Origin of the sequence: Serratia symbiotica (assembly GCF_000821185.2) — a bacterium.
In the GTDB taxonomy this organism is placed as follows: Bacteria; Pseudomonadota; Gammaproteobacteria; order Enterobacterales; family Enterobacteriaceae; genus Serratia; species Serratia symbiotica.
Genome location: NZ_CP050855.1, coordinates 2,556,520 through 2,581,087 on the forward strand (window position 1 = coordinate 2,556,520; position 24,568 = coordinate 2,581,087).

Genomic DNA, 24,568 nt, shown 5'->3' on the forward strand with positions numbered 1-24,568 from the left:
GCAGGGATAAGCTTCAGCCGCCATTTTTCAATTTTCAGCTTGTTCCAGATTGTTAAAGAGCAAAATACTTCACAGCATACTGCTGCCAGTACACTCTGAAGTAGTGAAACACCGCACTCGGACTTTATGGTGGAGCTAAGCGGGATCGAACCGCTGACCTCCTGCGTGCAAGGCAGGCGCTCTCCCAGCTGAGCTATAGCCCCATACTGTCACTTGCAGAGACCTTTGAGATCACAACTTCTTTTCTAGGCAAGGCATGGTGTTGCGACGCATATTTCAATATGCGAGCGGTACTATGACGCAGCATAGAAGAGAAGTGGTAGGCCTGAGTGGACTTGAACCACCGACCTCACCCTTATCAGGGGTGCGCTCTAACCACCTGAGCTACAAGCCTATTAAGGTATTTCTGCTCGCTACTTTCATCAGACAATCTGTGTGAGCACGCCACACAAATCAATATCTTTCGGTAAGGAGGTGATCCAACCGCAGGTTCCCCTACGGTTACCTTGTTACGACTTCACCCCAGTCATGAATCACAAAGTGGTAAGCGCCCTCCCGAAGGTTAAGCTACCTACTTCTTTTGCAACCCACTCCCATGGTGTGACGGGCGGTGTGTACAAGGCCCGGGAACGTATTCACCGCAGCATTCTGATCTACGATTACTAGCGATTCCGACTTCATGGAGTCGAGTTGCAGACTCCAATCCGGACTACGACGTACTTTGTGAGGTCCGCTTGCTCTCGCGAGGTCGCTTCTCTTTGTATACGCCATTGTAGCACGTGTGTAGCCCTACTCGTAAGGGCCATGATGACTTGACGTCATCCCCACCTTCCTCCGGTTTATCACCGGCAGTCTCCTTTGAGTTCCCGACTTTATCGCTGGCAACAAAGGATAAGGGTTGCGCTCGTTGCGGGACTTAACCCAACATTTCACAACACGAGCTGACGACAGCCATGCAGCACCTGTCTCAGAGCTCCCGAAGGCACCCCTCCATCTCTGGAAAGTTCTCTGGATGTCAAGAGTAGGTAAGGTTCTTCGCGTTGCATCGAATTAAACCACATGCTCCACCGCTTGTGCGGGCCCCCGTCAATTCATTTGAGTTTTAACCTTGCGGCCGTACTCCCCAGGCGGTCGATTTAACGCGTTAGCTACGGAAGCCACCCCTCAAGGGCGCAACCTCCAAATCGACATCGTTTACAGCGTGGACTACCAGGGTATCTAATCCTGTTTGCTCCCCACGCTTTCGCACCTGAGCGTCAGTCTTTGTCCAGGGGGCCGCCTTCGCCACCGGTATTCCTCCAGATCTCTACGCATTTCACCGCTACACCTGGAATTCTACCCCCCTCTACAAGACTCTAGCTTGCCAGTCTCAAATGCCGTTCCCACGTTGAGCGCGGGGATTTCACATCTGACTTAACAAACCGCCTGCGTGCGCTTTACGCCCAGTAATTCCGATTAACGCTTGCACCCTCCGTATTACCGCGGCTGCTGGCACGGAGTTAGCCGGTGCTTCTTCTGCGAGTAACGTCAATGCAATGTCTTATTAACACATTACCCTTCCTCCTCGCTGAAAGTGCTTTACAACCCGAAGGCCTTCTTCACACACGCGGCATGGCTGCATCAGGCTTGCGCCCATTGTGCAATATTCCCCACTGCTGCCTCCCGTAGGAGTCTGGACCGTGTCTCAGTTCCAGTGTGGCTGGTCATCCTCTCAGACCAGCTAGGGATCGTCGCCTAGGTGAGCCGTTACCCCACCTACCAGCTAATCCCACCTGGGCACATCTGATGGCGTGAGGCCCGAAGGTCCCCCACTTTGGTCTTGCGACGTTATGCGGTATTAGCTACCGTTTCCACTAGTTATCCCCCGCCATCAGGCAGTTTCCCAGACATTACTCACCCGTCCGCCGCTCGTCACCCAGAGAGCAAGCTCTCTTGTGCTACCGCTCGACTTGCATGTGTTAGGCCTGCCGCCAGCGTTCAATCTGAGCCATGATCAAACTCTTCAATTCAAAGCTTGATATGCTTCAACTTGTGAAGCGCTGCTCAAAGATTTACTGCATGAATGTTACTTCAGGTAGTCACTCTTCAAGACTTGATATTTTTTCGTCCCAACAGGGACGGGATATTGTCTTGTGGAGTGCCCACACAGATTGTCTGATAAATTGTTAAAGAGCGGTAAGTCAGCCGCAGCACGGCGGCAAACTTGAGGTGGCGTATACTACGCTTTCCCTCTGAAGAGTCAAGCCATTATTTTGACTTTTCCCTTGCTGATCCGGCAGCGTATCTGCCGAAATACCGGGCCAGTGGGGGCGCATTATAGGGCGTTCTCGGCAGCCCGCAACACCTAAATGCAAAAAACTTTTCAAGCGCTTAAATAACCACCAAAAACAAATAATAAATAAAAAAAAGAGAGCGGTCACCCGTTCCCTTTTATCTTTGTTAGGGGTAATCACCGTGACTGATGGGCAACGATATGTTCGTTTTCGACATCCAATGTCACCAGTTTGCCTGGAATCAACACGCCAGAGAGAATTTCTTGCGCCAGCGGGTTTTCGATCTCCTGCTGGATAGCGCGTTTCAATGGACGTGCACCATACACAGGATCGAAACCTGTTTTACCCAACAACTCCAACGCCGGTTCGGTCATGGTGACTTCGTAACCGCGTTCTTCCAAGCGTTTGTAAAGACGCGCCAGTTGAATCTTGGCTATTTCGGCAATGTGATTTTGGCTAAGTGGATGAAATACCACTACTTCATCTATGCGGTTAATAAATTCTGGGCGGAAGTGATGGCTCACCATTTCCATCACAGATTCTTTCATCTGCTCGTAGCTCATTTGACCGAAATGCTCCTGGATCAGATCAGAACCCAAGTTGGAGGTCATAATCACCACCGTATTGCGGAAGTCAACGGTACGACCCTGACCATCAGTCAGACGCCCATCATCCAATACCTGCAAAAGAACGTTGAACACATCTGGATGCGCTTTCTCTACTTCATCGAGCAGGATCACTGAATAAGGTCTGCGGCGCACCGCTTCAGTCAGGTAACCGCCTTCTTCGTAGCCAACATAGCCCGGAGGAGCACCCACTAGCCGAGATACAGAATGTTTCTCCATAAACTCGGACATATCGATGCGCACAATTGCTTCGTCGCTGTCGAACAGAAACGAAGCCAGTGCTTTGCAGAGTTCGGTTTTACCCACCCCAGTCGGACCAAGGAATAGGAATGAACCGATCGGGCGATTAGGATCGGAAAGTCCGGCACGGCTGCGACGAATCGCGTTAGAAACTGCACTGACTGCTTCATCCTGGCCGATCACCCGTGAATGCAATTCCTGCTCCAGACGTAGCAGCTTGTCGCGTTCGCCTTCCAACATTCTGGCAACCGGAATACCGGTAGCACGCGCCAACACTTCGGCAATTTCCGCATCGGTCACCCGATTGCGCAGTAGCTTCATGGTGTTGCCTTCAGCCTGCGTCGCAGCGGCGAGCTGCTTTTCCAGCTCAGGGATCTTACCGTACTGCAATTCAGACATTCGCCCCAAGTCACCGACGCGGCGTGCCTGCTCCAAGGTGATCTTGGCCTGCTCCAGTTCGGCTTTGATGTTCTGGGTACCGGAGAGCGAGGCTTTCTCAGCTTTCCACTCTTCTTCCAGCTCAGAATATTCACGCTCTTTTTGCTCCAGTTCACTACTGAGCATCTCCAGGCGTTTTTTACTGGCGTCATCAGATTCTTTATTTAGCGCCTGCTGTTCCAGTTTCAATTGAATGATACGGCGCTCCAGCCGATCGAGCGACTCTGGCTTGGAGTCCATCTGCATGCGGATGCTAGACGCCGCTTCATCGATCAAATCGATGGCCTTGTCCGGCAGTTGACGATCAGAAATATAGCGGTGGGACAGCGTTGCCGCCGCCACGATCGCCGGGTCGGTGATCTGCACATGGTGATGTAGCTCATAACGTTCTTTCAAGCCACGCAGAATAGCAATAGTATCTTCAACGGACGGTTCCGCAACATAGACTTTTTGGAAGCGACGCTCAAGCGCCGCGTCTTTCTCTATATATTGGCGATACTCATCCAGCGTAGTCGCGCCAACGCAATGCAGTTCCCCACGCGCCAAAGCCGGTTTCAGCATGTTGCCAGCATCCATCGCACCGTCGGCTTTTCCTGCACCAACCATAATGTGTAGTTCGTCAATAAACAGGATCACGCTACCTTCCTGTTTAGCCAAATCGCTCAATACCCCTTTCAGTCGTTCTTCAAACTCGCCGCGATACTTGGCACCAGCGATCAGCGCCCCCATATCGAGCGACAGCACACGCTTGTGCTTCAGTCCTTCGGGTACTTCTCCATTGATAATGCGCTGCGCCAGACCTTCAACGATGGCGGTTTTACCCACGCCAGGTTCACCGATCAGCACCGGGTTATTTTTTGTACGACGTTGCAACACTTGAATGGTGCGGCGGATTTCTTCGTCACGGCCAATAACCGGATCGAGTTTACCTTGCTCAGCACGTTCGGTCAGGTCGATAGTGTATTTCTTCAATGCCTGCCGCTGGTCTTCAGCACCCTGATCTTCCACGTTGTCACCACCTCTCATTTGTTCAATGGCTTTGCTGATTTTATCTGCTGTTACACCAGCCGTTTTTAACAGGTCGGTCAGATTTCCGCGATCTTCAAGCACCGCAAGGACAAACAGCTCAGAAGAAATGAATTTGTCTGCACGCTTCTGCGCCAGCTTGTCGCACAGATTCAGGACGCGTACCAACTCTTTGGACGGTTGAACATCACCACCGGTACCTTGGACCTGAGGTAAGCGGGACAATGCCTGTTCAATTTCGATGTGTACACGCCCGGCATCAATACCAGCGGAAGTTAACAGCGGTCGCACCGTCCCCCCTTCCTGATTGAGCAAAGCACTCATCAGATGTAACGGCTCAATAAACTGGTTGTCGTGTCCAAGGGCTAAAGATTGAGCATCGGCGAGAGCAAGTTGGAATTTGTTGGTAAGACGATCCAGACGCATAACACCTCCAAAGTGGGTCGAAATTGCTACTGGAGATTAAAATGAGGTCACACCTCAAATTTTCAAGGTTATTTCGACTCAATATTTTTGGTACTACGCCATGCGTCGTTGGATCGTCCTAATTTAATAGGCTATATCAGCCAGATTAAACTTGCCAGACGTCCCGTTGTTCTATCGCGCCGATAGGAGAAAAAATGACTCATTTCTCTAAACGTACAGCGGCCACCGCCGCAAACAGCCTGTATGCCAGCACGCAGCAGGCGTTGACGCGCCAATAAATAGATATCTGCCAAAAATTTGTCGCCATGCGGAACAAAAGCAGCAACTGCGGCACTGTCTCCCTCGATAAAGGCGGCGCGGACCTCCGAACCAACTACAAACTGCTTGGGGCCTATCGCCGGCCCCAGCCAAGCGCTAATATTGCCCGGCTGTGCGGAAAAAGCCGCAACGGTTTGCTCCAGCACCCCGTTGCATAACCCGCGCCAGCCAGCGTGGGCGGCGGCAACTTCATCTCCCGCCTGCGAGCAAAACAATACCGGTAGGCAATCTGCCGTCATCACCGCACACACCTGCCCCGGAACACAGCTGTAAACCGCGTCGGCGCGCAGATCGGCCAGGTGTTGCCCCTCCAGCCGCAACACGTGGGTGCCATGCACTTGCTCCAGCCAGACTGGCATCTGCGGCAGGCGTGCACTGGCCACCAGCAAGTCACGGTTGCGCGCCACCGCCTGCACTTCATCCCCTACGTGAGTACCGAGGTTAAGCGAATCATAGGGCGGCGAGCTGACGCCGCCATGGCGGGTGGTGGTGCAGGCTTTAACCCCTACTGGCAGTGGCCAATCGGGCAGAATGAGTGGCGCCATTACCAATCCATTTTATCTTTGAATTTTTCGCTATCGGCTTTCAGCACAGTGATCAAATCGACCATATCCTGCGGTAGCGGCGCATGCCACTCCATTTGGATGCCGCTGATCGGGTGGTACAAGCGCAGCATGGTGGCGTGCAGTGCCTGGCGATCAAAACCACGCAGTGTGCTGATAAAGGCTTCTGATGCACCTTTTGGCGAACGTGGGCGACCGCCGTACAGCGGATCCCCCACCAATGGGTGGTTGATATGCGACATATGCACGCGGATCTGGTGGGTACGGCCGGTTTCCAAACGCAGACGCAGGCGGGTATGGGCGCGGAAATGTTCCAGGATGCGATAATGGGTCACCGCTGGTTTACCCATCGGGTACACCGCCATATGAGTGCGTTTGGTGGAATGGCGCGAAATAGGTTCATCCACAGTGCCGCCAGCAGTCATGGTACCTATCGCCACCGCTTCGTATTCTCGGGTAATTTCACGCTCCTGTAGCGCTTCTACCAGTCGAGTTTGCGCCGGTACAGTTTTCGCTACCACCATCAGGCCGGTGGTGTCTTTATCCAGACGATGTACGATGCCCGCACGGGGCACATCGGCAATTTTCGGATAATAGTGCAACAATGCGTTGAGCACAGTGCCGTCTGGGTTGCCTGCACCTGGATGCACGACCCGATCGCGCGGCTTGTTGATCACCAGAATATCGCAGTCTTCGTAGACGACATCCAAGGCGATATCCTGTGGTTCCCATCGGGGGTCTTCTTCTATCTGTGCAGCAATAGCGACTATCTCCCCACCCAACACTTTCTCTTTCGGCTTGTTTGCCGTTTTACCATTGACCTGCACCCGATCATCCAAAATCCACTCTTTAATGCGAGATCGTGAATAATCAGGGAACAATTCGGCCATAGCTTGATCTAAACGTTGTCCGAGTTGAGATTCGGCCACCGTTGCGGTGAGTTGTACTTGTTGTACCATATGCAGCTTCTTCGTTAACGTTGGGGTTTCACGGCGATGCCGTTTAATATAGTGTGCTATTGTACATGGTCTTTGTCGGGAGCTTAACGGACAGTCTCCCGGAATAACACCCTGAGGGTAATCAAAACGTCATGACGCGTATGAAATATCTGGTGGCGGTAGCCACGTTGAGCTTGGTGCTAGCAGGTTGCTCCACTTCCAAGGATGCAGTTCCCGACAACCCACCTTCGGAAATCTATGCTACTGCCCAGCAAAAAATGCAGGACGGTAATTTTAAGGGCGCGATTACACAACTTGAAGCGTTAGATAACCGCTATCCTTTCGGGCCGTATTCCCAGCAGGTTCAGCTAGATCTGATTTATGCCTACTACAAATCTGCCGATTTACCGCTGGCTCAGGCGTCTATCGATCGCTTTATACGCCTGAATCCAACGCACCCGAACATCGATTATGTGATGTACATGCGTGGTTTAGCCGATATGGCGCTGGATGACAGTACGTTGCAAGGCTTCTTCGGGATCGATCGTTCAGATCGTGATCCACTGCACGCTCGTGCCGCGTTCCGCGACTTCAGCCAACTCATTGAGCGCTCCCCTAACAGCCAGTACGTCACCGATGCCAACAAGCGTTTGGTCTATCTGAAAGACCGTCTGGCCAAGTATGAACTTTCAGTGGTGGAATACTACACTAAACGTGGTGCTTACGTCGCGGCCATTAATCGTGTCGAACAGATGTTGCGTGAATACCCGGATACCAAGGCAACACGGGACGCACTACCATTGATGGAGCGTGCTTATAAGCGGCTACAACTGAACAGTGAGGCCGAAAAAGTAGCCAAAGTGATCGCCGCCAACCCACGATAGGTGAGCAAGAACAGTTCTAACGCGCCTGCGGGCGCGTTTTTTGTTGACGGGGTAAAAACCAGCGGTTACTTTGAAAAACGTTTATGTCACATCCAGAGGGTAACAAATGATCCGCACACCGTTTTTCTCCGCATTCTTTTTTACCTTCCCCTGATTGGGAGGCGTTCCATCGTGTGATAAAGAATGCGAAGACGAACAGCAAAGCCTCCTAAAATGAAGTGAACCCCGAAAGTTGGACATCCAACGATTAAGGGTTTTTCGTTTCAATGGGCAGAAAAAAATACTCTTTTGAATGCAAGCAGCAAGTTGTTCATCACTACCTGAACAGCGATGACGGTGCGAAAAAACAGCCTGGTTGTTTGGCGTCAACCACGGTGCAGTCCGGCGCTGGACTGAACACTGGAACAGTGAATGGCGTGAACGACTTTACCATTCCAACCAGAGCTTACTCTACCGAGTTTAAAGAGTCCGTTGTTCGCTGGATGCAGGAACACAACCCGTCATCCCGGAAAGCTGCTACGAAGTTTTGTATCGCTGTAGCCTGTACCGTCAGCAAATGGGAGCGTCTTTATCGTGAAGGCGGTATCATCGCCCTACGTGACTAACGCAGAGGGCACCCGGTGAAGTCAGGGAAGAACAATACGTCAGATAAAGAACATAACAATACCCGTCCAGAGTTCCCTAGTACTGAGGAAGAGCTGGAATAGCTGCGGGCCGAGAATGCCTACCTAAAAAAGCTTCATGCCTTGATTCGGGAAAAACAGAAGATAAAGCGAAAATAATCACCGAATTAAGGCAAAGCCATAAGCTGAAAATGTGACTTCATATTGCCGGATTATCCCGTATTACCTATCACTGACACCTAAAGTCAGGTGACCGTAGTGGCCGTTATGAGGAGGAACAACACAGAATAGTTGCGTTGTTCCATCACCATAAAGGGCGATACGGTTACCGGCGTATGACTCTGGCATTACGGAATGAAGGCTATGGCATAAATCATAAAACAGTTCGAAAGCTGATGCGTAAGATGGGATGCCTGAGAAGCAAGAAATATCCGTCATATAAAGGCACCTACGGCAAAGTGGCGCCAAACATCTTAGCGCGGAACTTTAAGGCCAACGGCCCAAACCGGAGAGCGCATCAAGGTAAAACTGAACGGCCTGAGTCCGGTACAATATCGAACTCAGGCCATGTTAGCCGCCAGTTAAAGCAAAGTGTCCAATATATGGGGTTCACTTCAAAAACAGGTTTTTTTTTATAACTATTGGCAACATATAAGAATAGAAGGCAGAAGCTGATTATGACTGACAACCCGTTATTAATGCTACGCGAACGCATTAGCACTCTGGATCTGAAGCTGTTGGCCCTGCTGGCAGAGCGGCGTGAGTTAGCAGTGGAAGTGGGCAAGACCAAGCTACACTCTCACCAGCCCATCCGCGATAAGGAGCGCGAACGCGATATGCTGGATGCGCTGATCGCTGCCGCCAGGCTTCACGGCCTTGATAGTCTCTTTATCACCCGAGTGTTTCAACTGATTATCGAAGATTCGGTGCTAACCCAGCAATCTCTATTGCAGCATCAGCTTAACCAAATCAGCCAGCACGCTGTACGCATCGCTTTTCTTGGGCCTAAAGGATCTTACTCACATCTGGCGGCGCGCCAATACGCCGCGCGCCATTTCGATCAACTGATCGAGTGCGGCTGCCAAAAGTTCCAGGATATCTTCACTCAGGTGGAAACCGGCCAGGCAGATTACGCTATCCTACCTATCGAAAACACCAGTTCCGGTTCAATTAATGACGTTTACGATTTGTTGCAGCACACCAGTTTATCGATCGTCGGCGAGTTGACCAACCCGATTGATCACTGCGTTCTGGTGGCCAAAGACAGCGATCTGGACCAGATCGAAACCGTCTACAGCCATCCGCAACCCTTTCAGCAGTGCAGCCAGTTCATCAACCGCTATCCGTACTGGAAAATCGTGTATACCGAAAGCACCGCTGCAGCAATGAAAAAAGTTGCCAAGCTGAACTCGCCGAAATCAGCAGCATTGGGCAGTGAGGCTGGCGGTGCACTGTATGGCTTACAGGTACTGGAACATAACCTGGCCAACCAGCAACAGAACATTACCCGTTTTATCGTGCTGGCGCGCAAAGCGATTAACGTTTCCGAACAAGTACCAGCCAAAACCACCCTGATCATGGCCACTGGCCAGCAATCCGGTGCATTGGTTGAAGCATTATTAGTGTTGCGAGATAACGACATCATCATGACAAAGTTGGAATCCCGGCCAATTAATGGCAACCCTTGGGAAGAGATGTTTTATATCGATGTACAAGCTAACTTGCGTTCTGGGGCAATGCAGAAATCGCTACAGGATCTGGTGCCTATTACCCGCTCGCTGAAAGTCTTGGGCTGTTACCCAAGCGACAACGTGGTGCCAGTCAAACCGTCATAAAAATGGGGGATGGCCACACCCTGTTGTTTTAATGTTACTTCCGGCTGTCGTTAACCTGCCACAATAATGTGCGGCTCTCCACCAAGAAGCGCTGGGCGTAAATGCCGAACCAGCGCGCCACTTTTTGGAAGCTTTCAATAAACGCCTGCTTGTTATTATGCTCTAGTAACTTTATCGCCTCACCGAAACGCTGGTAGTAGCGTTTAATCAGCGCGATATTCTCTTCCGAAGACATGATGATGTCGGCGTAGAGTTGCGGATCCTGCGCAAACAGTCGGCCAATCATCGCCAGTTCCAAGCGATAAATCGGTGAAGAAAGTGCCAGTAGTTGTTCCAACTGAACATTTTCTTCCGCCAAATGCAACCCGTAGGCAAAGGTAGTAAAATGGCGCAACGCTTGGATAAATGCCATATTCTGGTCATGTTCCAGCGCACTGATGCGGTGTAAACGCGCGCCCCACACTTGCAGTTGCTCCAACAACCACTGATAGGCTTCCGGCTGGCGCCCATCGCAATAGACTACCACCTGCTTAGCCACACTGCCCACATCCGGGCCGAACATCGGGTGCAACCCAAGCACTGGGCCACCGTGCACCGCCAACATCGCATTCAACGGGCGATTTTTTACCGATGCCAGATCCACCAGAATACAGTCGTCCGGCAGCGCAGGCAGCCGACTAATCACCTGCTCGGTAACATGAATCGGCACACTGACGATCACCATGCCGGCATTCGTCAGCAATTGCTCCGCCTGCGGCCAGTCCCCCTGATCCAGCACCTTGACCTGATAGCCGGACAACGTCAGCAGGCGGTTAAATACCCGCCCCATCTGACCATTGCCACCGATAATGACGATAGGACGCAGTTCAGGCCGCAGGGTTTTAAAGCCTTTGTCATTTTCACTGACATAAGACTCACGCATCACCCGGCGCAACACGTCTTCGATCAGATCCGGCGGCACACCAATGTTTTCCGCCTCTTTACGGCTTGATGCCAGCATCGCCGCTTCACGTTCAGGCACATATATCGGCAACCCATGACAGCTTTTCACTTCACCCACTGCCGCCACCAGATGCAGGCGTTTCGCCAACAACTCCAGTAGTGCTTTGTCTATCTCATCGATTTGATCGCGCAACGCGGTCAGTTCAGCCACCATAACTCTCTACTCTCCAATGCGGGCCGTCAGCACAGCACCAAGTTCCCTGTGCATATGGCGCAGCAGGGTCTCGGTGCTCTCCCAGTTAATGCATGCGTCGGTGACGGAAATACCATAACGCATGTTTGTACGCGGTTGTTCAGAAGACTGGTTGCCTTCATGCAGGTGGCTTTCCAGCATGATGCCAGTGATCGAGCGGTTACCCGCTTTGATCTGCTCAACCACCGACTCGGCAACCGTCCGCTGACGACGATAATCTTTATTCGAGTTGCCATGGCTGCAATCTATCATCAATGATGGGTGGAGTCCTGCATCCCGCATCTGTTTTTCACAGGCGGCGACGTCTTGGGCACTGTAGTTTGGCGTCTTGCCACCGCGCAAGATCACATGACCATTCGGGTTTCCCTGGGTTTGCAGCAGGCATACCTGCCCTGCCTGGTTAATACCGACAAAACGGTGCGGCATAGCGGCGGCACGCATGGCATTGATGGCGGTTCCCAGGCTACCGTCTGTGCCGTTTTTGAAGCCGACTGGCATCGACAGACCCGAAGCCATCTCACGGTGCGTCTGTGATTCGGTGGTACGCGCACCAATCGCCGACCAACTGAACAGGTCTCCCAGGTATTGTGGGCTGTTCGGATCCAACGCTTCGGTCGCCAGCGGCAACCCCATGCCCACCAAACCCAACAGCAGGCGACGCGCTATGTGCAAACCAGCCTCAACATCAAACGAACCATCCATGTACGGATCGTTGATCAAGCCCTTCCACCCAACAGTGGTTCTGGGCTTTTCAAAATAGACACGCATAACGATAAATAGCTGATCGCTCAATTCAGCCGACAGGGTTTTCAAATGACGGGCGTAATCCAACGCCGCATCCGGATCGTGGATGGAGCATGGCCCACAGACCACCAGCAGGCGGTGATCGCGCCCCTGCAAAATATCGGCGATGATTTTGCGGGCGCTGGCGATTTCATTTTCATCATTGACACTGAGCGGAAATTGATTTTTCAGTTCTTCCGGCGTGATCAAGACCTGTTCTGCACGAATATGTACATTATTGAGCCCGTCTTTTTGCATGATTCTATTCCTGTCTTTTGCCGTTTTGCATTGAAATGGAACATTGAGCGTTCTAGAGTCCTAGCTTACCATGAAGTGTAAAGATTTAAATCCGAAATATGTAAACAAAGTATTACTACCATGAATTAAAAAAAGGCTAAGAGATGCAAGCAGTAAAAGCACATACAATTAATTAATGACGCAAACCTTCCTCAACCAACATAAACACCTAAAAGTGCAAATATTTATGTACACAAAAATTACAGGGTAGAATCCCCAATTGCAATTGGAAGCAAAAATCAGCCAAAATACCTAATAAAAGCTTCAGAGTGCTCAGCATGCTATGCTGTCAGCGGGGATTAATTCATCAGCAGAAGAGCCAATAAATGAGGTTGATAAATTAAGCTTACTCAGTTCTTTTTGTCACTATGGCGAGCCGATATAATTGGTCGTCATCACCAATAACCTTCTTAACAATCTGGATCTAGAATGCTTGCTTCACATGTTCGCAGTACAATTCCGCTATTTATCTGCTGCTTGGCAACTTTTACCAGTGCTTTAGCCCTTGCCGACAACACACTTTTTACTGCGATGGACGACCCGGCCACCGCCCAAAAACCATTCGAAGGTAACTTCCAAGCCGGTTACAACGCCCAGTCTGGCAACTCGCAAAACTCCAGGCTACTGGCCAGCACCAACATGACCTGGTTCGACAACGATGCAGCCTACAGCTTGTGGGGGGCAGCCAACAATGCCACTTCCTCCAACGTACGCTCGTCTGAAAAATACCAGGCAGGCGGCCGTAACCGTTACAACCTGAATGATCGCAACTACTTATTTGGCCAAGCCAGTTGGCTGAGCGACCGTTTCAATGGTTACGATTCTCGCTCCATACTAACCGGCGGTTATGGTCATCAGATCTTGAATGGGCCAGTCAGCGACCTGCGAGTAGAATTTGGTCCCGGTGTGCGTCACGATGAATATCATGGCGGAGGCCGTTCCACCAAAGCACTGGCTTATGGCGCAGCAAACTACTCATATCAACTGACCGACAGCACTAAAATCACTCAGGGTATTTCTGCGCTGACAAACGAAGCTATCACACTGAACTCGGAAACCGCCCTGAACGTGGCGATCAACGAGAAATTATCACTGCGCGTGGCCTACACCATAACTTATAATCGCAAACCACCGGTATCAGCGCCTAAGAGTACCGACACCACGACCTCAGTTACGCTGGTCTACGGACTATAATCTCTGCTACCCATCGGTTCATGTCAGGCATAAAGGCTTGTGGTGTATTAGGATCGCATATTGGGTGGAGGTAGAATTTGCTGCCTCGGCAGGCGCGCAATAAAAAAATGGGGGCTTCAGCAACCTGGGAGGATCCATTTACACCAGAGGACTTATTACAAGATGGCTCTGCTAACCGCAACGGCGACAGCGGGGTGTTACAAAAGGTTCTGCCTAAAGCTGGATGAGAAGGGTATGAGCAATAGGATGAGAAAAAGAATTGGGGTTCACGCTAAAATGCGATAAACCAAAAAAGGCTTACCAAAACGGTAAGCCAATGATAATTATAATTTTTTGGATGCAGCGTTAGCTGTATCTTAGTTAAGACGCTCTTTGATACGAGCCGCCTTACCAGTACGCTTACGCAGGTAGTACAGTTTGGCTTTACGAACGGCACCACGACGTTTAACAGTAATACTGTCGATTATTGGGGAGTGAGTCTGGAATACTCGCTCAACACCTTCGCCGTTGGAAATCTTACGAACAGTGAATGCAGAATGCAGACCGCGGCTACGGATAGCGATAACCACGCCCTCGAATGCCTGCAGACGTTTTTTGCTACCTTCAACGACCCATACCTTAACTTCCACGGAGTCACCCGGACGGAATGCGGGTACGTCTTGCTTCATCTGCTCTTGTTCAAGTTGCTTAATAATGTTGCTCATAATATGTCTCTTACCCTAGGTAAACTGATATATCGGTTTCGCCTGATGTCAGACGTTCCCTTCATACTCCTGTTGTCTGGCCAGATGCTCCAGTTGGAACTCAGCCAGCAACACCGCTTGCTCGTCAGTCAGAGCTAGGCATTCTAGAAGCTCAGGTCTTCTAAGCCAGGTACGGCCCAGCGACTGTTTTAAGCGCCAGCGACGTATCTCGACATGGTTTCCCGACAGCAGAACCGGCGGAACTTCCATCCCTGCCAACACCTCTGGGCGGGTATAGTGCGGGCAATCCAGTAATCCGTCAGCGAAGGAGTCTTCCTCCGCTGAGGCCTGATGCCCCAGCACACCCGGTATGAAACGGGCGACTGAATCAATCAGGGTCATTGCTGGCAATTCCCCGCCGCTGAGTACGTAATCGCCGATTGACCATTCTTCGTCAATTTCGGTTTGGATCACGCGCTCATCTATCCCTTCGTAGCGACCACACACCAGAATCATCTTCTGATTGGCCGCCAGTTCGCACACGCCGGTTTGATCCAACTTGCGCCCCTGAGGCGACAGATAAATCACCTTGGCGCCCTCGCCTGCTGCTACTTTTGCTGCATCAATGGCTTCCCGCAAGGGTTGTACCATCATCAACATCCCAGGGCCACCGCCGTATGGGCGATCGTCCACGGTACGATGCCGGTCGTAGGTGAAATCACGCGGACTCCAACACTGCACACTCAGCAGGCCACTTTTTACTGCCCGGCCGGTCACTCCGTAATCGGTGATTGCGCGGAACATTTCTGGAAACAGGCTTACAACACCAATGAACACCAGCCAATCCCCATACTGTTATTCCACTTGCTTCGACCTTGTGATCCAGAAGTCAAAAACCCGGATCCCAATCTGCTTCAATCACTTGAGCAGTGAGATCGACTTTCTTGATAACCTGCCCGTGAAGAAACGGAACCAACCGCTCCTTCATGCCGAACGCATCTTTCAGGTTCGCTTTCACAACCATCACATCGTTAGAACCGGTTTCCATCATATCGATGACTTTACCCAGTTCATAACCTGTGGTGGTGACTACCTGGCAGCCAATTAAGTCTTTCCAGTAATAATCATCCCCCTCCAGCGGAGGCAGTTGCTCAGAATCTACGATGATCTCACAATGAGTCAGCAAACTCGCTGCGTCCCGATCGTCAATACCTTTGATCTTAATGATCAAATCCTGACTGTGGTGCTTCCAGTCTTCCAACTCGACAAACTGCCACTGACCCACCTGCTGGATAAGCCAAGGCTGATAGTCAAAAATGCTTTCGGCGTTTTCGGTGGATGAAAACACTTTGAGCCAACCACGGATGCCGTAAGCAGACCCCATTTTACCGAGTACAATCGGTTGTTTAGGAGCTACCGGTTTAAGTTGCTTGCTCATTGCCACCACCGCAACAGATTACGCTGCTTTCTTAGCGTCTTTGATCAGCGCGTGAACGCGATCAGAGACAGTTGCACCCAAGCCGATCCAATGTTCGATACGATCCAGATCCAGACGCAGAGCTTCAGCCTGACCAGTTGCGATCGGGTTGAAGAAGCCTACGCGCTCAATGAAACGACCATCACGCGCATTGCGACTGTCGGTCACTACTACTTGATAGAACGGACGCTTTTTTGCGCCGCCACGTGCCAAACGAATTGTTACCATAACATCCTCTTTAAGTGAATAAAACAGCCGGGCCCCATTGAGGGACAGGGCCCGGTTGCAATATAAAAAGCCCGAAAATTCTACTCATTTTGGCGCAAAAAGCAATCTAAAGCTTAGATCGCGCGGGGCAATTTTAGCAGCCAATCAAGCTTCAGGCGGTTTTCAGCGCGAGAAGCTAATGATGAATGCGCTCGCTTTTGGCGGGCAGATGCCTGCTAGCGGCCAGGGAAACCCGGCATCATCATACCTTTCATACCACGCATCATCTTCACCATACCGCCTTTTTTCATCTTCTTCATCATGCGCTGCATTTCGTCAAACTGCTTGAGCAAACGGTTAACATCCTGCACCTGTACGCCGGAACCCATCGCGATGCGGCGCTTACGCGAACCTTTGATGATTTCCGGCTTGGCACGTTCTTTCACCGTCATCGAATTGATAATCGCCTCCATGCGCACCAAGACTTTGTCGTCCATCTGCGACTTCACGTTGTCCGGCAGTTGACCGGCACCAGGCAGTTTGCTCAGCATGCTGGCCATACCGCCCATGTTGCGCATCTGCTTGAGTTGATCCAAGAAGTCGGTCAAGTCAAAACCGTCGCCCTTTTTCAACTTATTGGCCAGTTTCTCCGCCTGTTCACGATCAACTTTGCTTTCGATATCTTCGATCAGCGATAGCATATCGCCCATACCCAGGATGCGTGACGCCACGCGATCCGGGTGAAACGGCTCTAGCGCCTCGGTTTTCTCGCCCACGCCGAGGAATTTGATCGGCTTGCCGGTAATGTGGCGGATGGAAAGCGCTGCACCGCCGCGCGCATCACCATCAACTTTGGTTAGCACCACGCCAGTCAGCGGCAGCGCTTCATTAAAGGCTTTTGCGGTATTGGCGGCATCCTGACCAGTCATGGCGTCAACCACAAACAGGGTTTCTACCGGATTGATCGCTGCGTGTACCTGCCTGATTTCGTCCATCATCGCTTCGTCAACATGCAAACGGCCGGCTGTATCGACGATCAACACATCGTAAAACTTCAATTTGGCCTGTTGCAGCGCGCGATTGACGATATCGAGCGGTTTTTCTTTAACCTCGGAGGGGAAGAAATCGATGCCAACGCCTTCTGCCAGTGCTTCCAATTGCTTGATTGCCGCAGGGCGATAAATGTCCGCAGACACCACCAGAACTTTCTTCTTATGTTTTTCTTTCAGAAACTTGCCAAGCTTGGCTGCGCTTGTGGTTTTACCCGCGCCTTGCAGACCCGCCATCAGCACCACCGCTGGTGGCTGAGCCGCCAGATTCAGCTCGGTGTTCACTGCGCCCATCGCGGCAATCAGCTCACTCTTGACGATCTTGACGAACTCCTGACCCGGTGTCAGGCTTTTGTTGACTTCATGGCCGACGGCGCTTTCTTTTACACGATTGATAAAGTCACGAACCACTGGCAGCGCAACGTCTGCTTCTAGCAGCGCCATGCGCACTTCACGCAGGGTTTCCTTGATATTCTCTTCGGTTAGCCGCCCACGGCCGCTAATATTGCGCAATGTGCGCGACAATCGATCGGTTAAATTTTCAAACATCGCCTCATACTCAACGTGTAATGACAGGCCGCACTAGCGGCATAATTGCGGCAATTATAACACGAAGCACACAGGATCTCTGCATCAGCGTTGGAGATCGGTTGGAGTGCGGGGCGCGCAACGCTATACTGGTAATCAAATTAACCACGCCGAAGCAAAATTAAAAGCTATGCTAGTTTTCTCCATTGTGGCTTTGATGGCCTACCTATTCAGCCTTGGACTGATCATCCCCAGCTTGTTGCGAAGGAACAGCGCATATCGTCGACTTGCTCTCGTCTCAGCGGTGGTAGCACTGCTCTGCCACACTATCGCGCTACAGCAGCGCATTTTTGATGTCAGCACTGGGCAAAACCTCAGCCTGCTGAATATCGGTTCAATCGTTAGCTTGATCATCTGCTCGATGATGACCGTTGTCGCTTCCCGTGGTCGTGGCTGGTTCCTGCTGCCGATCGTCTACAGCTTTGCGATGATCAATCTGGCGTTTGCCAGTTTTATGCCCGGTGAGTTCATTACTCATTTGGAAGCCAGCCCAGAGTTGATGGCGCATATCGGCCTGGCGTTGTTCTCTTACGCCACACTGATCATCGCCATGTTGTATGCGTTACAACTTGCCTGGCTGGATTATTTATTGAAAAACAAGAAGCTGACCTTCAGCGCCGATATGCCGCCGCTGATGGGCATCGAACGCAAAATGTTCCACATCACCCAGGTCGGTGTGGTGCTGTTGACGCTTACCCTATGCACTGGCCTGCTTTATATGGATAACCTATTCAGCAAAGAGAACGTGCATAAAGCCGTGCTGTCGATCATGGCGTGGTTTGTGTACATCGTTCTGCTGTGGGGCCATTATCATGAAGGCTGGCGTGGTCGTCGCGTTGTCTGGTTCAGCTTTGCAGGGGCCTTTCTGCTGACACTCGCCTACTTCGGTAGCCGACTGATTCAGCAGGTCATGGTAGGCTAAGCCGCCTGAGGCTATCTTCCCTCATAATATAAGGAATGTCGCGTTGGAGCACGTGTCGACAGGAACCCTGATCATTATCCTGATAACCATGATAGTGGTCTCCGCTTATTTCTCAGCTTCCGAAACCGGCATGATGACGCTCAACCGTTATCGCCTCCGTCACCGAGCCAAACAGGGCAACCAATCTGCCCGTCGGGTGGAGAAACTGCTGCAAAAGCCGGATCGCCTGATCGGCCTGGTGCTGATCGGCAATAACCTGGTGAACATTCTCGCCTCAGCGCTAGCGACTATCGTTGGCATGCGGTTGCATGGCGATCTTGGGGTAGCGATCGCCACCGGCGTGCTGACCTTTACCATATTGCTATTCGCTGAAGTGTTACCTAAAACCTTCGCCGCACTCTATCCGGAACGTATCGCCTTCACCAGCAGCATTTTGCTCACTCCATTGCAAAAGGTGATGTTCCCGCTAGTTTGGTTGCTTAACGGCATAACCAGCCTGGTGCTGCGCCTGTTTGGCATCCATACCAACGTGCGCATCAGCGATGCTGTCAGTAAAGACGAGTTGCGCGCCATCGTGAATGAATCCCAGTCGCAGATTTCACGCCGCAATCAGGACATGCTGATTTCAGTGCTGGATCTGGAAAAGGTGACAGTTGACGACATCATGGTACCGCGCAACGAGATCATCGGTATCGATGTCAACGGCGACTGGAAGTCGATCATGCGCCAACTCACCCATTCGCCGCATGGCCGCATTGTGCTGTACCGCAGCTCGCTGGATGATGCTATCGGCATGCTGCGGGTGCGCGAAGCCTACCGCCTGATGACTGAGAAAAAAGAGTTCAATAAAGAAAATCTGCTGCGCGCCGCCGATAAGATCTATTTTGTACCCAAAAGCACGCCGCTCAATGTACAGTTGGTAAAATTCCAGCGCAACAAGGAGAAGGTCGGCATCGTGGTCGACGAGTACGGTGATATTCAGGGGCTGGTGACGGTAGAGGATATCCTTGAAGAGATCGTCGGCGATTTCACCACCTCAATGTCGCCAACGCTGGCGGAAGAGGTCAACCCACAGAGCGACGGCTCGGTATTGATCGACGGCACCGCCAACGTACGTGAGCTGAACAAGGCGTTCAACTGGAACCTGCCGGCTATCGAAGCGCGTACCATCAACGGCATGCTGCTAGAAGAGTTGGAAGAGATCCCGGAAATCGGCACCCAGGTGCGCGTAAGTCACTACGAGATGGAGATCCTCGACGTGCAGGACAATATGATCAAACAGGTGCGTGTGAAGCCGATCAAGCCACTTAGAGTCAGTGTAGAAAGCCACTGACCCGCAGCGATAAATTAGAACGGCGCTGAGGGTGGCGCTAGAGACGCTAAATGCGTATAAATCTTCGATTTCCTGGCTGATATCTTTGTAGCTCATACCCAGCACGCAAATACCGGATGATCCTGCGTTCGATTTTATCAGACAGCGTGGTCTGATGTTTTTTCACGAGATGAGGGTCAAAAGAGCCATTTTGGTCACCGGGAGTAGCCAGTTCAAAGGCACCGGTTGGCGTTTTGACCGTTTTTTTGAGTGCCCCCTTTTTGCGGTTGACTTCAACGTCCCAAGCCAGATGAGAGTCGAGTTCATCAGCCAGTGCACTTCGATTAACTGCTTGATCAGCAGGGTAAAGATGCCATCTTTACCTATCAGAGCCTGACCATCCTGAAGGGCTTTCAGGGCTTCATCAAAATCGACGGATGGGACAGGTGTCATTCATTCTTATCGATATTTTACTGGAATGAAACAGAATTTTTAACATTCCCTTTATTCGATACTTTTTTATTTAATCAGGAAACCTTTTCCAACCCAGCGAGTCTGAGTAGGTGAAAGACGCGCATTTGTTATCATCATCCTTATTATCAGAGATACATAATTTGGCCACGTTGACGTGGCCTTTTCTTTTTCAACTGCCGCCGTTTTGTTGCATAAATGCTTCAAAGCTTAGCGTATCGCTAGCTTCTATGTGGCGCTGACGCTGCCATGAAGCTTCCTGCTCCTTGACCAACTCTGCTTCGTTCAGAATTTCTAGTGGCTCTTCAATCAACATCTCGTGGTATTGTTCCGCCAACGGCAAACCAACGCAGCCAGTGCTTTCTTCCTTCATCGCCTTCAGAACGCGCGCCGAGAAAGTCAGCTCCGGATTATCAAACGCGGCGACCAGCTCATCGCAAACTTGCTGATACTGCCGATCGCCAACTTCTCCATCCAACACTTCCGCTACGCGGCGCAGGTCGTCAAATAGCGCTTTGCCAACCTTATCCAACGGTTCATGGCTGCCATCGCAGCCAATATCGATACTCTGGCCGGGTTTACGCCCTTCCAGGATCACCCGGTTCCAGTTTTTGCGGGTACAGAGTAGCTCGGCGCTGCCCATCTCCGATGCTTCCACCAGCACGCACCATATCAGGAAGAGATCCAAGAATCGCACCTGCACCGCGTCCACGCCGATTGGCGAGAACGGGTTGATGTCCAGCGAGCGCACCTCAATATATTCAATGCCACCGCGCAAGAGCGCATCTGATGGCGTCTCGTCGCTATTGGTTACGCGCTTTGGCCGGATCGGCGCATACAGTTCATTTTCAATCTGTAGCACGTTGCTGTTCAGTTGTAAGTAGCGATCACCCTCCTTCACCCCCAGCTTGGCGAACGTTTCTGAAGGCGTAACGATCGCTCGCTTCAGACCTGCCACATAACTGTGCAGATCGTTAAAGTTGATACCCAAATTGCTCTGCGACTTGTTGGTATAGCCAAGATCGCTCAAACGCAGCGAGGTGGCGTACGGTAGATAACACATGCCCTGCTCGGTGCATTCGAACGCCAGATCGGTTTCACGACTTTTCAAGAAAGAAGAACAGATCGCCGGTGAAGCACCGAACAGATACGGGATCACCCAGCCAAAACGGTAATAGTTGCGGATCAGGCTGAAATAGCCCGCCGAGATCTGCGCTTTGCCACTTTCCACGTCTTCCACGCCTGCCCATGCCTGCCAGAACGCTAGCGGCAGCGAGAAGTTATAATGCACACCGGAGATGGTCTGCATCAGCGCGCCATAGCGGTTTTTCAGCCCTTCTCGATACAGTGTCTTCATGCGGCCAATGTTCGACGAACCGAACTGCGCCAGCTCAATATCCTGGTCGGCATCAATAAAGCATGGCATGCTGAGCGGCCACATACGCTCCTCGCCCAGATTACGCGCCACATAACGATGGATATCACGCAGGAAGGTCAGCAAGTGATCGAGGTTGTCATCAACTGGCGTAATGAACTCTAACATCGCCTCGGCAAAGTCTGTCGTGATCCAGTGGTGCGTTAATGCCGCCCCAAAATTTTCTGGATGCCCAGTTAGAGCCAGCGTACCGTTGGGGGTGACTCGCAGCGTTTCACGTTCAATACCGCGACGGATGCCTTTTAAGGCTTGGGGATGGGCTTTCAACCAAGAAAGCGCCTGTGATACGTCCGGGATCAAATTGACCTCCCGTTTCTAAAATAATGACTCGTTAGCATACTGAATTCGTACCCCAGACTGATTGTATCCACTTGTTTAATGCCACCAGGCGATGCTTTGTACCGTTACCATAAGCCAAAATGATGTAACGCAGCGTCTTTCCGATACACAGAAACAGCACGACAGCCCCCTGAAGGCATGCGTAGCCAACATGCACATCAAATTGCCTACTACCGGCTCAACGCAGCCGGCTAAAACATCGCCTCCCTCCGTTGAGGTTTCAACGCTGGTAACAGGCACCCTATAATGGATGGGTCAGTCCGCGCGACCAACACCAGCCATTCCGCTGAGGTGCAGTTGTTAGCCTACAAAGCGACCAAAACAATGTCTGAATTTCCCCGCAATGGCACACTCAAGGAAGCGGCTGTCGAAAAACAGTCACTTACAGCTCACGAACGTCTACCACAGCCATTTTGGCGCTTTTCGCCGCCTGAATGCCAAAGTCAGCGTCTTCAAACACGACGCATTTTTCTGGAGGAACACCGATCAATTCAGCGCAGCTCAGGAAGGTGTCCGGTTCCGGCTTATGACGCTGCACATCATCAGCACCGACGATCGCGTCAAAGTAGTTGAATAAACCCAGATGGCGCAGCAGGGTTTCCGCCATGCGGTGTTCGCTGCCAGTACCTACCGCCATCGGACGGCGACCATGATAGGCTTTCACCACATCGATCAGCGGCAATGGTCGCACACTGTCCAGCAGCATCGCCTCCACCGTGCGCGTTTTCTCTGCGGCCAGATGATGGGGATCGAGATCGACCTGATGGCTGGCGATAATCGCCTGGGCGATATGCCAGCTCGGAGAACCACTGAGCGCCACCATTGCCGCCTCATCAAACGTCATACCGTAACGAGACATCACCTCGTGCCACGCTTTGCGGTGTGTCGGTTCAGTATCCAGGATGGTGCCATCCATGTCGAAAATAAGACCTTGATAGCGGTCGTACATCGTTACTCCATGATCGTTATCTTTGAGGAAAGGAAGCTACTTTAACGCAAAGCCGTTAGGTTGTCGCTGGCTGCGTAATGATGGAATGTATTCCAAAGGAGACGGGGGAATGTCGCTGATATCGGGAAAAGGAGATCCGGAAAGCGAAAACCCTCTAAAGCGGATTTTTTAGGTACTGCACCCAGAAGAATTATTCAGTTGCTTTTCTCCGGCGGGCTATTGCTGAAGCAACGTTATCTTTCTTCGTGCTACCTTTCAGCTCGTATTTGTCTGGAAGACAAAGATTTCTGATAGATACTTTTTAGGATGGTGCATCCAGGAGGATTCGAACCTCCGACCGCTCGGTTCGTAGCCGAGTACTCTATCCAGCTGAGCTATGGATGCAGTCTATTTACTGTAGCATTTGCTTTATTCTGTGAAGCAAACGCTGGGAACAACGGTGGATCTAAGAGGATTACTTAGTGTGGACGCTTCACCCTATAGGCGTTGCTGAAGTAACATTATCCTCTTTCGAGCTACCTTTTAGTTCGTATTTATCTGGAAACCTGAGCTTTCTAATAAATACTTTTTATGAATGGTGCATCCAGGAGGATTCGAACCTCCGACCGCTCGGTTCGTAGCCGAGTACTCTATCCAGCTGAGCTATGGATGCAAATGGCGGTGAGGCGGGGATTCGAACCCCGGATGCAGCTTTTGACCACATACTCCCTTAGCAGGGGAGCGCCTTCAGCCTCTCGGCCACCTCACCGTACGCTTTTTTTAAATTGTGCTTAGTGCTCTTTAGAGAAGCTCATCGGCACTGCGTGGCGCACATATTACTTTCTCCGACTTGTAAGTCAAACAATTTTTCCCAACTCATGTGCGTTTGCACAATTCACACTCAACATGAGGGATTTCACGGCAAAAAGGGTGTTTTATCAAAGGCAACCGCAGGGGTTGGGTAAAAAGATGCAAAACAAACAGGTAGAAATAACAGCGTGGAATGTGGAAGAATATGTACACAAAAAGCACAGCAGCGTCTCGCTTAGCAACGAGACGCTACTTCGAAATCAGTAAGTCGTCTGTTGAGACTTCTCTGCCTGAATACGCTGATATATTTCTTCGCGGTGTACTGACACCTCTTTGGGGGCATTTACACCAATACGCACCTGGTTGCCTTTTACCCCTAGCACTGTCACCGTGACCTCATCGCCAATCATGAGGGTTTCACCAACTCGACGAGTCAGAATTAACATTCTTTGCTCCTTGAAAGATTAAAAGAGTCGGGCCTCTCGTTTTCCCGCTAGTATCCATCATATATCATAAAATGTAAGCATATGTTGTGAAAAAATAAGCCATTTAAGTATAAGCTAAATTACTTTCACTTCAGATAATGATAAGTTTAGCTGACCTGAAAAACTTTGTTCCCGCAATTATAATTAAACCGTGTTAGCACTACATAAAAACTAAAAAAAACAATTTATTATGTCTTTTTTGC

Annotated in this window: 19 protein-coding genes, 5 tRNA genes, 1 rRNA gene, 2 pseudogenes and 1 other annotated feature; of the genes and pseudogenes, 7 read left to right on the forward strand and 20 right to left on the reverse strand. The window is 51.0% G+C overall.

Annotated features, from left to right (window positions below; genetic code table 11):
* Positions 1 to 127: 127 nt before the first annotated feature.
* The 6 genes from SYMBAF_RS12800 to rluD all read right to left on the reverse strand — a co-directional run bounded on the left by SYMBAF_RS12800 (position 128) and on the right by rluD (position 6,869).
* Positions 128 to 203 (reverse strand) — tRNA-Ala (locus SYMBAF_RS12800).
* 114 nt (positions 204 to 317) lie between these two features.
* Positions 318 to 394: transfer RNA gene (locus SYMBAF_RS12805), tRNA-Ile, on the reverse strand.
* Positions 395 to 467: 73 nt separating this feature from the next.
* A 16S ribosomal RNA gene (locus SYMBAF_RS12810) occupies positions 468 to 2,009 on the reverse strand.
* A gap of 440 nt (positions 2,010 to 2,449) precedes the next feature.
* Complete coding sequence (clpB, locus tag SYMBAF_RS12815) at positions 2,450 to 5,029, reverse strand: ATP-dependent chaperone ClpB (RefSeq protein ID WP_040267000.1); 2,580 nt, start codon at positions 5,027 to 5,029, stop codon at positions 2,450 to 2,452.
* 131 nt (positions 5,030 to 5,160) lie between these two features.
* Complete coding sequence (gene yfiH, locus SYMBAF_RS12820) at positions 5,161 to 5,892, reverse strand: purine nucleoside phosphorylase YfiH (protein ID WP_040267001.1); 732 nt, start codon at positions 5,890 to 5,892, stop codon at positions 5,161 to 5,163.
* Positions 5,892 to 6,869 carry a 23S rRNA pseudouridine(1911/1915/1917) synthase RluD gene (gene rluD, locus SYMBAF_RS12825; protein WP_040267005.1) on the reverse strand — a complete coding sequence of 326 codons (978 nt, stop codon included), beginning with the start codon at positions 6,867 to 6,869 and terminating at the stop codon, positions 5,892 to 5,894. The genes yfiH and rluD overlap by 1 nt, the downstream gene beginning before the upstream one ends.
* Positions 6,870 to 7,000: 131 nt before the next feature.
* Here rluD and bamD point away from each other — a divergent pair, with 131 nt between their 5' ends.
* From bamD to pheA, 4 genes and pseudogenes are all read left to right on the forward strand, one after another.
* Complete coding sequence (bamD, locus tag SYMBAF_RS12830) at positions 7,001 to 7,732, forward strand: outer membrane protein assembly factor BamD (RefSeq protein ID WP_040267007.1); 732 nt, start codon at positions 7,001 to 7,003, stop codon at positions 7,730 to 7,732.
* Between the two features lie 105 nt (positions 7,733 to 7,837).
* Positions 7,838 to 7,947: a sequence feature (Phe leader region), on the forward strand.
* A complete protein-coding gene (gene pheL, locus SYMBAF_RS17380; RefSeq protein WP_194379722.1) occupies positions 7,839 to 7,886 on the forward strand; it encodes a pheA operon leader peptide PheL in 48 nt (15 codons plus the stop codon). Its footprint overlaps the feature before it by 48 nt.
* A 51-nt stretch (positions 7,948 to 7,998) precedes the next feature.
* Positions 7,999 to 8,867, forward strand: a pseudogene (locus SYMBAF_RS17850) (IS3 family transposase); the annotation flags it as partial.
* Positions 8,868 to 9,032: 165 nt separating this feature from the next.
* Complete coding sequence (pheA, locus tag SYMBAF_RS12845) at positions 9,033 to 10,190, forward strand: bifunctional chorismate mutase/prephenate dehydratase (RefSeq protein ID WP_040267008.1); 1,158 nt, start codon at positions 9,033 to 9,035, stop codon at positions 10,188 to 10,190.
* 34 nt (positions 10,191 to 10,224) lie between these two features.
* Here the strand turns inward: pheA and tyrA are convergent, their stop codons facing one another.
* Both tyrA and SYMBAF_RS12855 read right to left on the reverse strand, forming a co-directional pair.
* The gene (tyrA, locus tag SYMBAF_RS12850; RefSeq protein WP_040267010.1) at positions 10,225 to 11,346 is read right to left on the reverse strand and encodes a bifunctional chorismate mutase/prephenate dehydrogenase; all 1,122 of its coding nucleotides are present in this window, start codon (positions 11,344 to 11,346) and stop codon (positions 10,225 to 10,227) included.
* 6 nt (positions 11,347 to 11,352) lie between these two features.
* Complete coding sequence (locus tag SYMBAF_RS12855) at positions 11,353 to 12,426, reverse strand: 3-deoxy-7-phosphoheptulonate synthase (RefSeq protein ID WP_040267011.1); 1,074 nt, start codon at positions 12,424 to 12,426, stop codon at positions 11,353 to 11,355.
* A 468-nt stretch (positions 12,427 to 12,894) separates the two neighbouring features.
* Here SYMBAF_RS12855 and SYMBAF_RS12860 point away from each other — a divergent pair, with 468 nt between their 5' ends.
* Positions 12,895 to 13,659 carry a DUF481 domain-containing protein gene (locus SYMBAF_RS12860; RefSeq protein WP_040267013.1) on the forward strand — a complete coding sequence of 255 codons (765 nt, stop codon included), beginning with the start codon at positions 12,895 to 12,897 and terminating at the stop codon, positions 13,657 to 13,659.
* A 356-nt stretch (positions 13,660 to 14,015) separates the two neighbouring features.
* Here SYMBAF_RS12860 and rplS read toward each other — a convergent pair whose 3' ends face one another.
* From rplS to ffh, 5 genes are all read right to left on the reverse strand, one after another.
* Complete coding sequence (gene rplS / locus SYMBAF_RS12865) at positions 14,016 to 14,363, reverse strand: 50S ribosomal protein L19 (RefSeq protein WP_006708252.1); 348 nt, start codon at positions 14,361 to 14,363, stop codon at positions 14,016 to 14,018.
* Positions 14,364 to 14,411: 48 nt separating this feature from the next.
* Positions 14,412 to 15,179, reverse strand: a complete 768-nt coding sequence (gene trmD, locus SYMBAF_RS12870; protein WP_040267026.1) for a tRNA (guanosine(37)-N1)-methyltransferase TrmD — start codon at positions 15,177 to 15,179, stop codon at positions 14,412 to 14,414.
* 52 nt (positions 15,180 to 15,231) lie between these two features.
* A complete protein-coding gene (gene rimM, locus SYMBAF_RS12875; protein ID WP_040267027.1) occupies positions 15,232 to 15,780 on the reverse strand; it encodes a ribosome maturation factor RimM in 549 nt (182 codons plus the stop codon).
* 18 nt (positions 15,781 to 15,798) lie between these two features.
* A complete protein-coding gene (gene rpsP / locus SYMBAF_RS12880) occupies positions 15,799 to 16,047 on the reverse strand; it encodes a 30S ribosomal protein S16 (protein WP_006708249.1) in 249 nt (82 codons plus the stop codon).
* Between the two features lie 215 nt (positions 16,048 to 16,262).
* Positions 16,263 to 17,624 carry a signal recognition particle protein gene (ffh, locus tag SYMBAF_RS12885; protein WP_040267029.1) on the reverse strand — a complete coding sequence of 454 codons (1,362 nt, stop codon included), beginning with the start codon at positions 17,622 to 17,624 and terminating at the stop codon, positions 16,263 to 16,265.
* A gap of 169 nt (positions 17,625 to 17,793) precedes the next feature.
* Between ffh and SYMBAF_RS12890 the strand changes: the two genes are divergently transcribed.
* Together SYMBAF_RS12890 and SYMBAF_RS12895 are read left to right on the forward strand one after the other, a co-directional pair.
* A complete protein-coding gene (locus SYMBAF_RS12890; RefSeq protein ID WP_040267117.1) occupies positions 17,794 to 18,585 on the forward strand; it encodes a cytochrome C assembly family protein in 792 nt (263 codons plus the stop codon).
* A 43-nt stretch (positions 18,586 to 18,628) separates the two neighbouring features.
* On the forward strand, positions 18,629 to 19,918 hold the full coding sequence (locus SYMBAF_RS12895) for an HlyC/CorC family transporter (protein WP_040267034.1): 1,290 nt from the start codon (positions 18,629 to 18,631) through the stop codon (positions 19,916 to 19,918).
* An 18-nt stretch (positions 19,919 to 19,936) separates the two neighbouring features.
* Here the strand turns inward: SYMBAF_RS12895 and SYMBAF_RS18195 are convergent.
* The 7 genes and pseudogenes from SYMBAF_RS18195 to csrA form a co-directional block, all read right to left on the reverse strand.
* A pseudogene (locus SYMBAF_RS18195) lies at positions 19,937 to 20,350 on the reverse strand (transposase); the annotation flags it as partial.
* A gap of 190 nt (positions 20,351 to 20,540) precedes the next feature.
* A complete protein-coding gene (gene gshA, locus SYMBAF_RS12905) occupies positions 20,541 to 22,103 on the reverse strand; it encodes a glutamate--cysteine ligase (protein WP_040267037.1) in 1,563 nt (520 codons plus the stop codon).
* Between the two features lie 421 nt (positions 22,104 to 22,524).
* Complete coding sequence (yqaB, locus tag SYMBAF_RS12910) at positions 22,525 to 23,091, reverse strand: fructose-1-phosphate/6-phosphogluconate phosphatase (protein ID WP_040267039.1); 567 nt, start codon at positions 23,089 to 23,091, stop codon at positions 22,525 to 22,527.
* Positions 23,092 to 23,398: 307 nt separating this feature from the next.
* A tRNA-Arg gene (locus SYMBAF_RS12915) sits at positions 23,399 to 23,475 on the reverse strand.
* 191 nt (positions 23,476 to 23,666) lie between these two features.
* A tRNA-Arg gene (locus SYMBAF_RS12920) sits at positions 23,667 to 23,743 on the reverse strand.
* Between the two features lie 3 nt (positions 23,744 to 23,746).
* Positions 23,747 to 23,839, reverse strand: a tRNA-Ser gene (locus SYMBAF_RS12925).
* A gap of 301 nt (positions 23,840 to 24,140) precedes the next feature.
* Positions 24,141 to 24,326, reverse strand: coding sequence for a carbon storage regulator CsrA (csrA, locus tag SYMBAF_RS12930; RefSeq protein ID WP_004091602.1), 186 nt, complete (start codon positions 24,324 to 24,326; stop codon positions 24,141 to 24,143).
* Positions 24,327 to 24,568: the final 242 nt, after the last annotated feature.

What these genes read in the sequence shown, in the direction of transcription:
- bamD (WP_040267007.1), top strand. Translation starts at nt 7,001, where the DNA reads ATGACGCGTATGAAATATCTGGTGGCGGTAGCCACGTTGAGCTTGGTG.
- yqaB (WP_040267039.1), bottom strand. Translation starts at nt 23,091, where the DNA reads ATGTACGACCGCTATCAAGGTCTTATTTTCGACATGGATGGCACCATC.
- SYMBAF_RS12890 (WP_040267117.1), top strand. Translation starts at nt 17,794, where the DNA reads ATGCTAGTTTTCTCCATTGTGGCTTTGATGGCCTACCTATTCAGCCTT.
- clpB (WP_040267000.1), bottom strand. Translation starts at nt 5,029, where the DNA reads ATGCGTCTGGATCGTCTTACCAACAAATTCCAACTTGCTCTCGCCGAT.
- rplS (WP_006708252.1), bottom strand. Translation starts at nt 14,363, where the DNA reads ATGAGCAACATTATTAAGCAACTTGAACAAGAGCAGATGAAGCAAGAC.
- ffh (WP_040267029.1), bottom strand. Translation starts at nt 17,624, where the DNA reads ATGTTTGAAAATTTAACCGATCGATTGTCGCGCACATTGCGCAATATT.
- rimM (WP_040267027.1), bottom strand. Translation starts at nt 15,780, where the DNA reads ATGAGCAAGCAACTTAAACCGGTAGCTCCTAAACAACCGATTGTACTC.
- tyrA (WP_040267010.1), bottom strand. Translation starts at nt 11,346, where the DNA reads ATGGTGGCTGAACTGACCGCGTTGCGCGATCAAATCGATGAGATAGAC.
- rluD (WP_040267005.1), bottom strand. Translation starts at nt 6,869, where the DNA reads ATGGTACAACAAGTACAACTCACCGCAACGGTGGCCGAATCTCAACTC.
- yfiH (WP_040267001.1), bottom strand. Translation starts at nt 5,892, where the DNA reads ATGGCGCCACTCATTCTGCCCGATTGGCCACTGCCAGTAGGGGTTAAA.
- csrA (WP_004091602.1), bottom strand. Translation starts at nt 24,326, where the DNA reads ATGTTAATTCTGACTCGTCGAGTTGGTGAAACCCTCATGATTGGCGAT.
- SYMBAF_RS12855 (WP_040267011.1), bottom strand. Translation starts at nt 12,426, where the DNA reads ATGCAAAAAGACGGGCTCAATAATGTACATATTCGTGCAGAACAGGTC.
- pheA (WP_040267008.1), top strand. Translation starts at nt 9,033, where the DNA reads ATGACTGACAACCCGTTATTAATGCTACGCGAACGCATTAGCACTCTG.
- SYMBAF_RS12860 (WP_040267013.1), top strand. Translation starts at nt 12,895, where the DNA reads ATGCTTGCTTCACATGTTCGCAGTACAATTCCGCTATTTATCTGCTGC.
- rpsP (WP_006708249.1), bottom strand. Translation starts at nt 16,047, where the DNA reads ATGGTAACAATTCGTTTGGCACGTGGCGGCGCAAAAAAGCGTCCGTTC.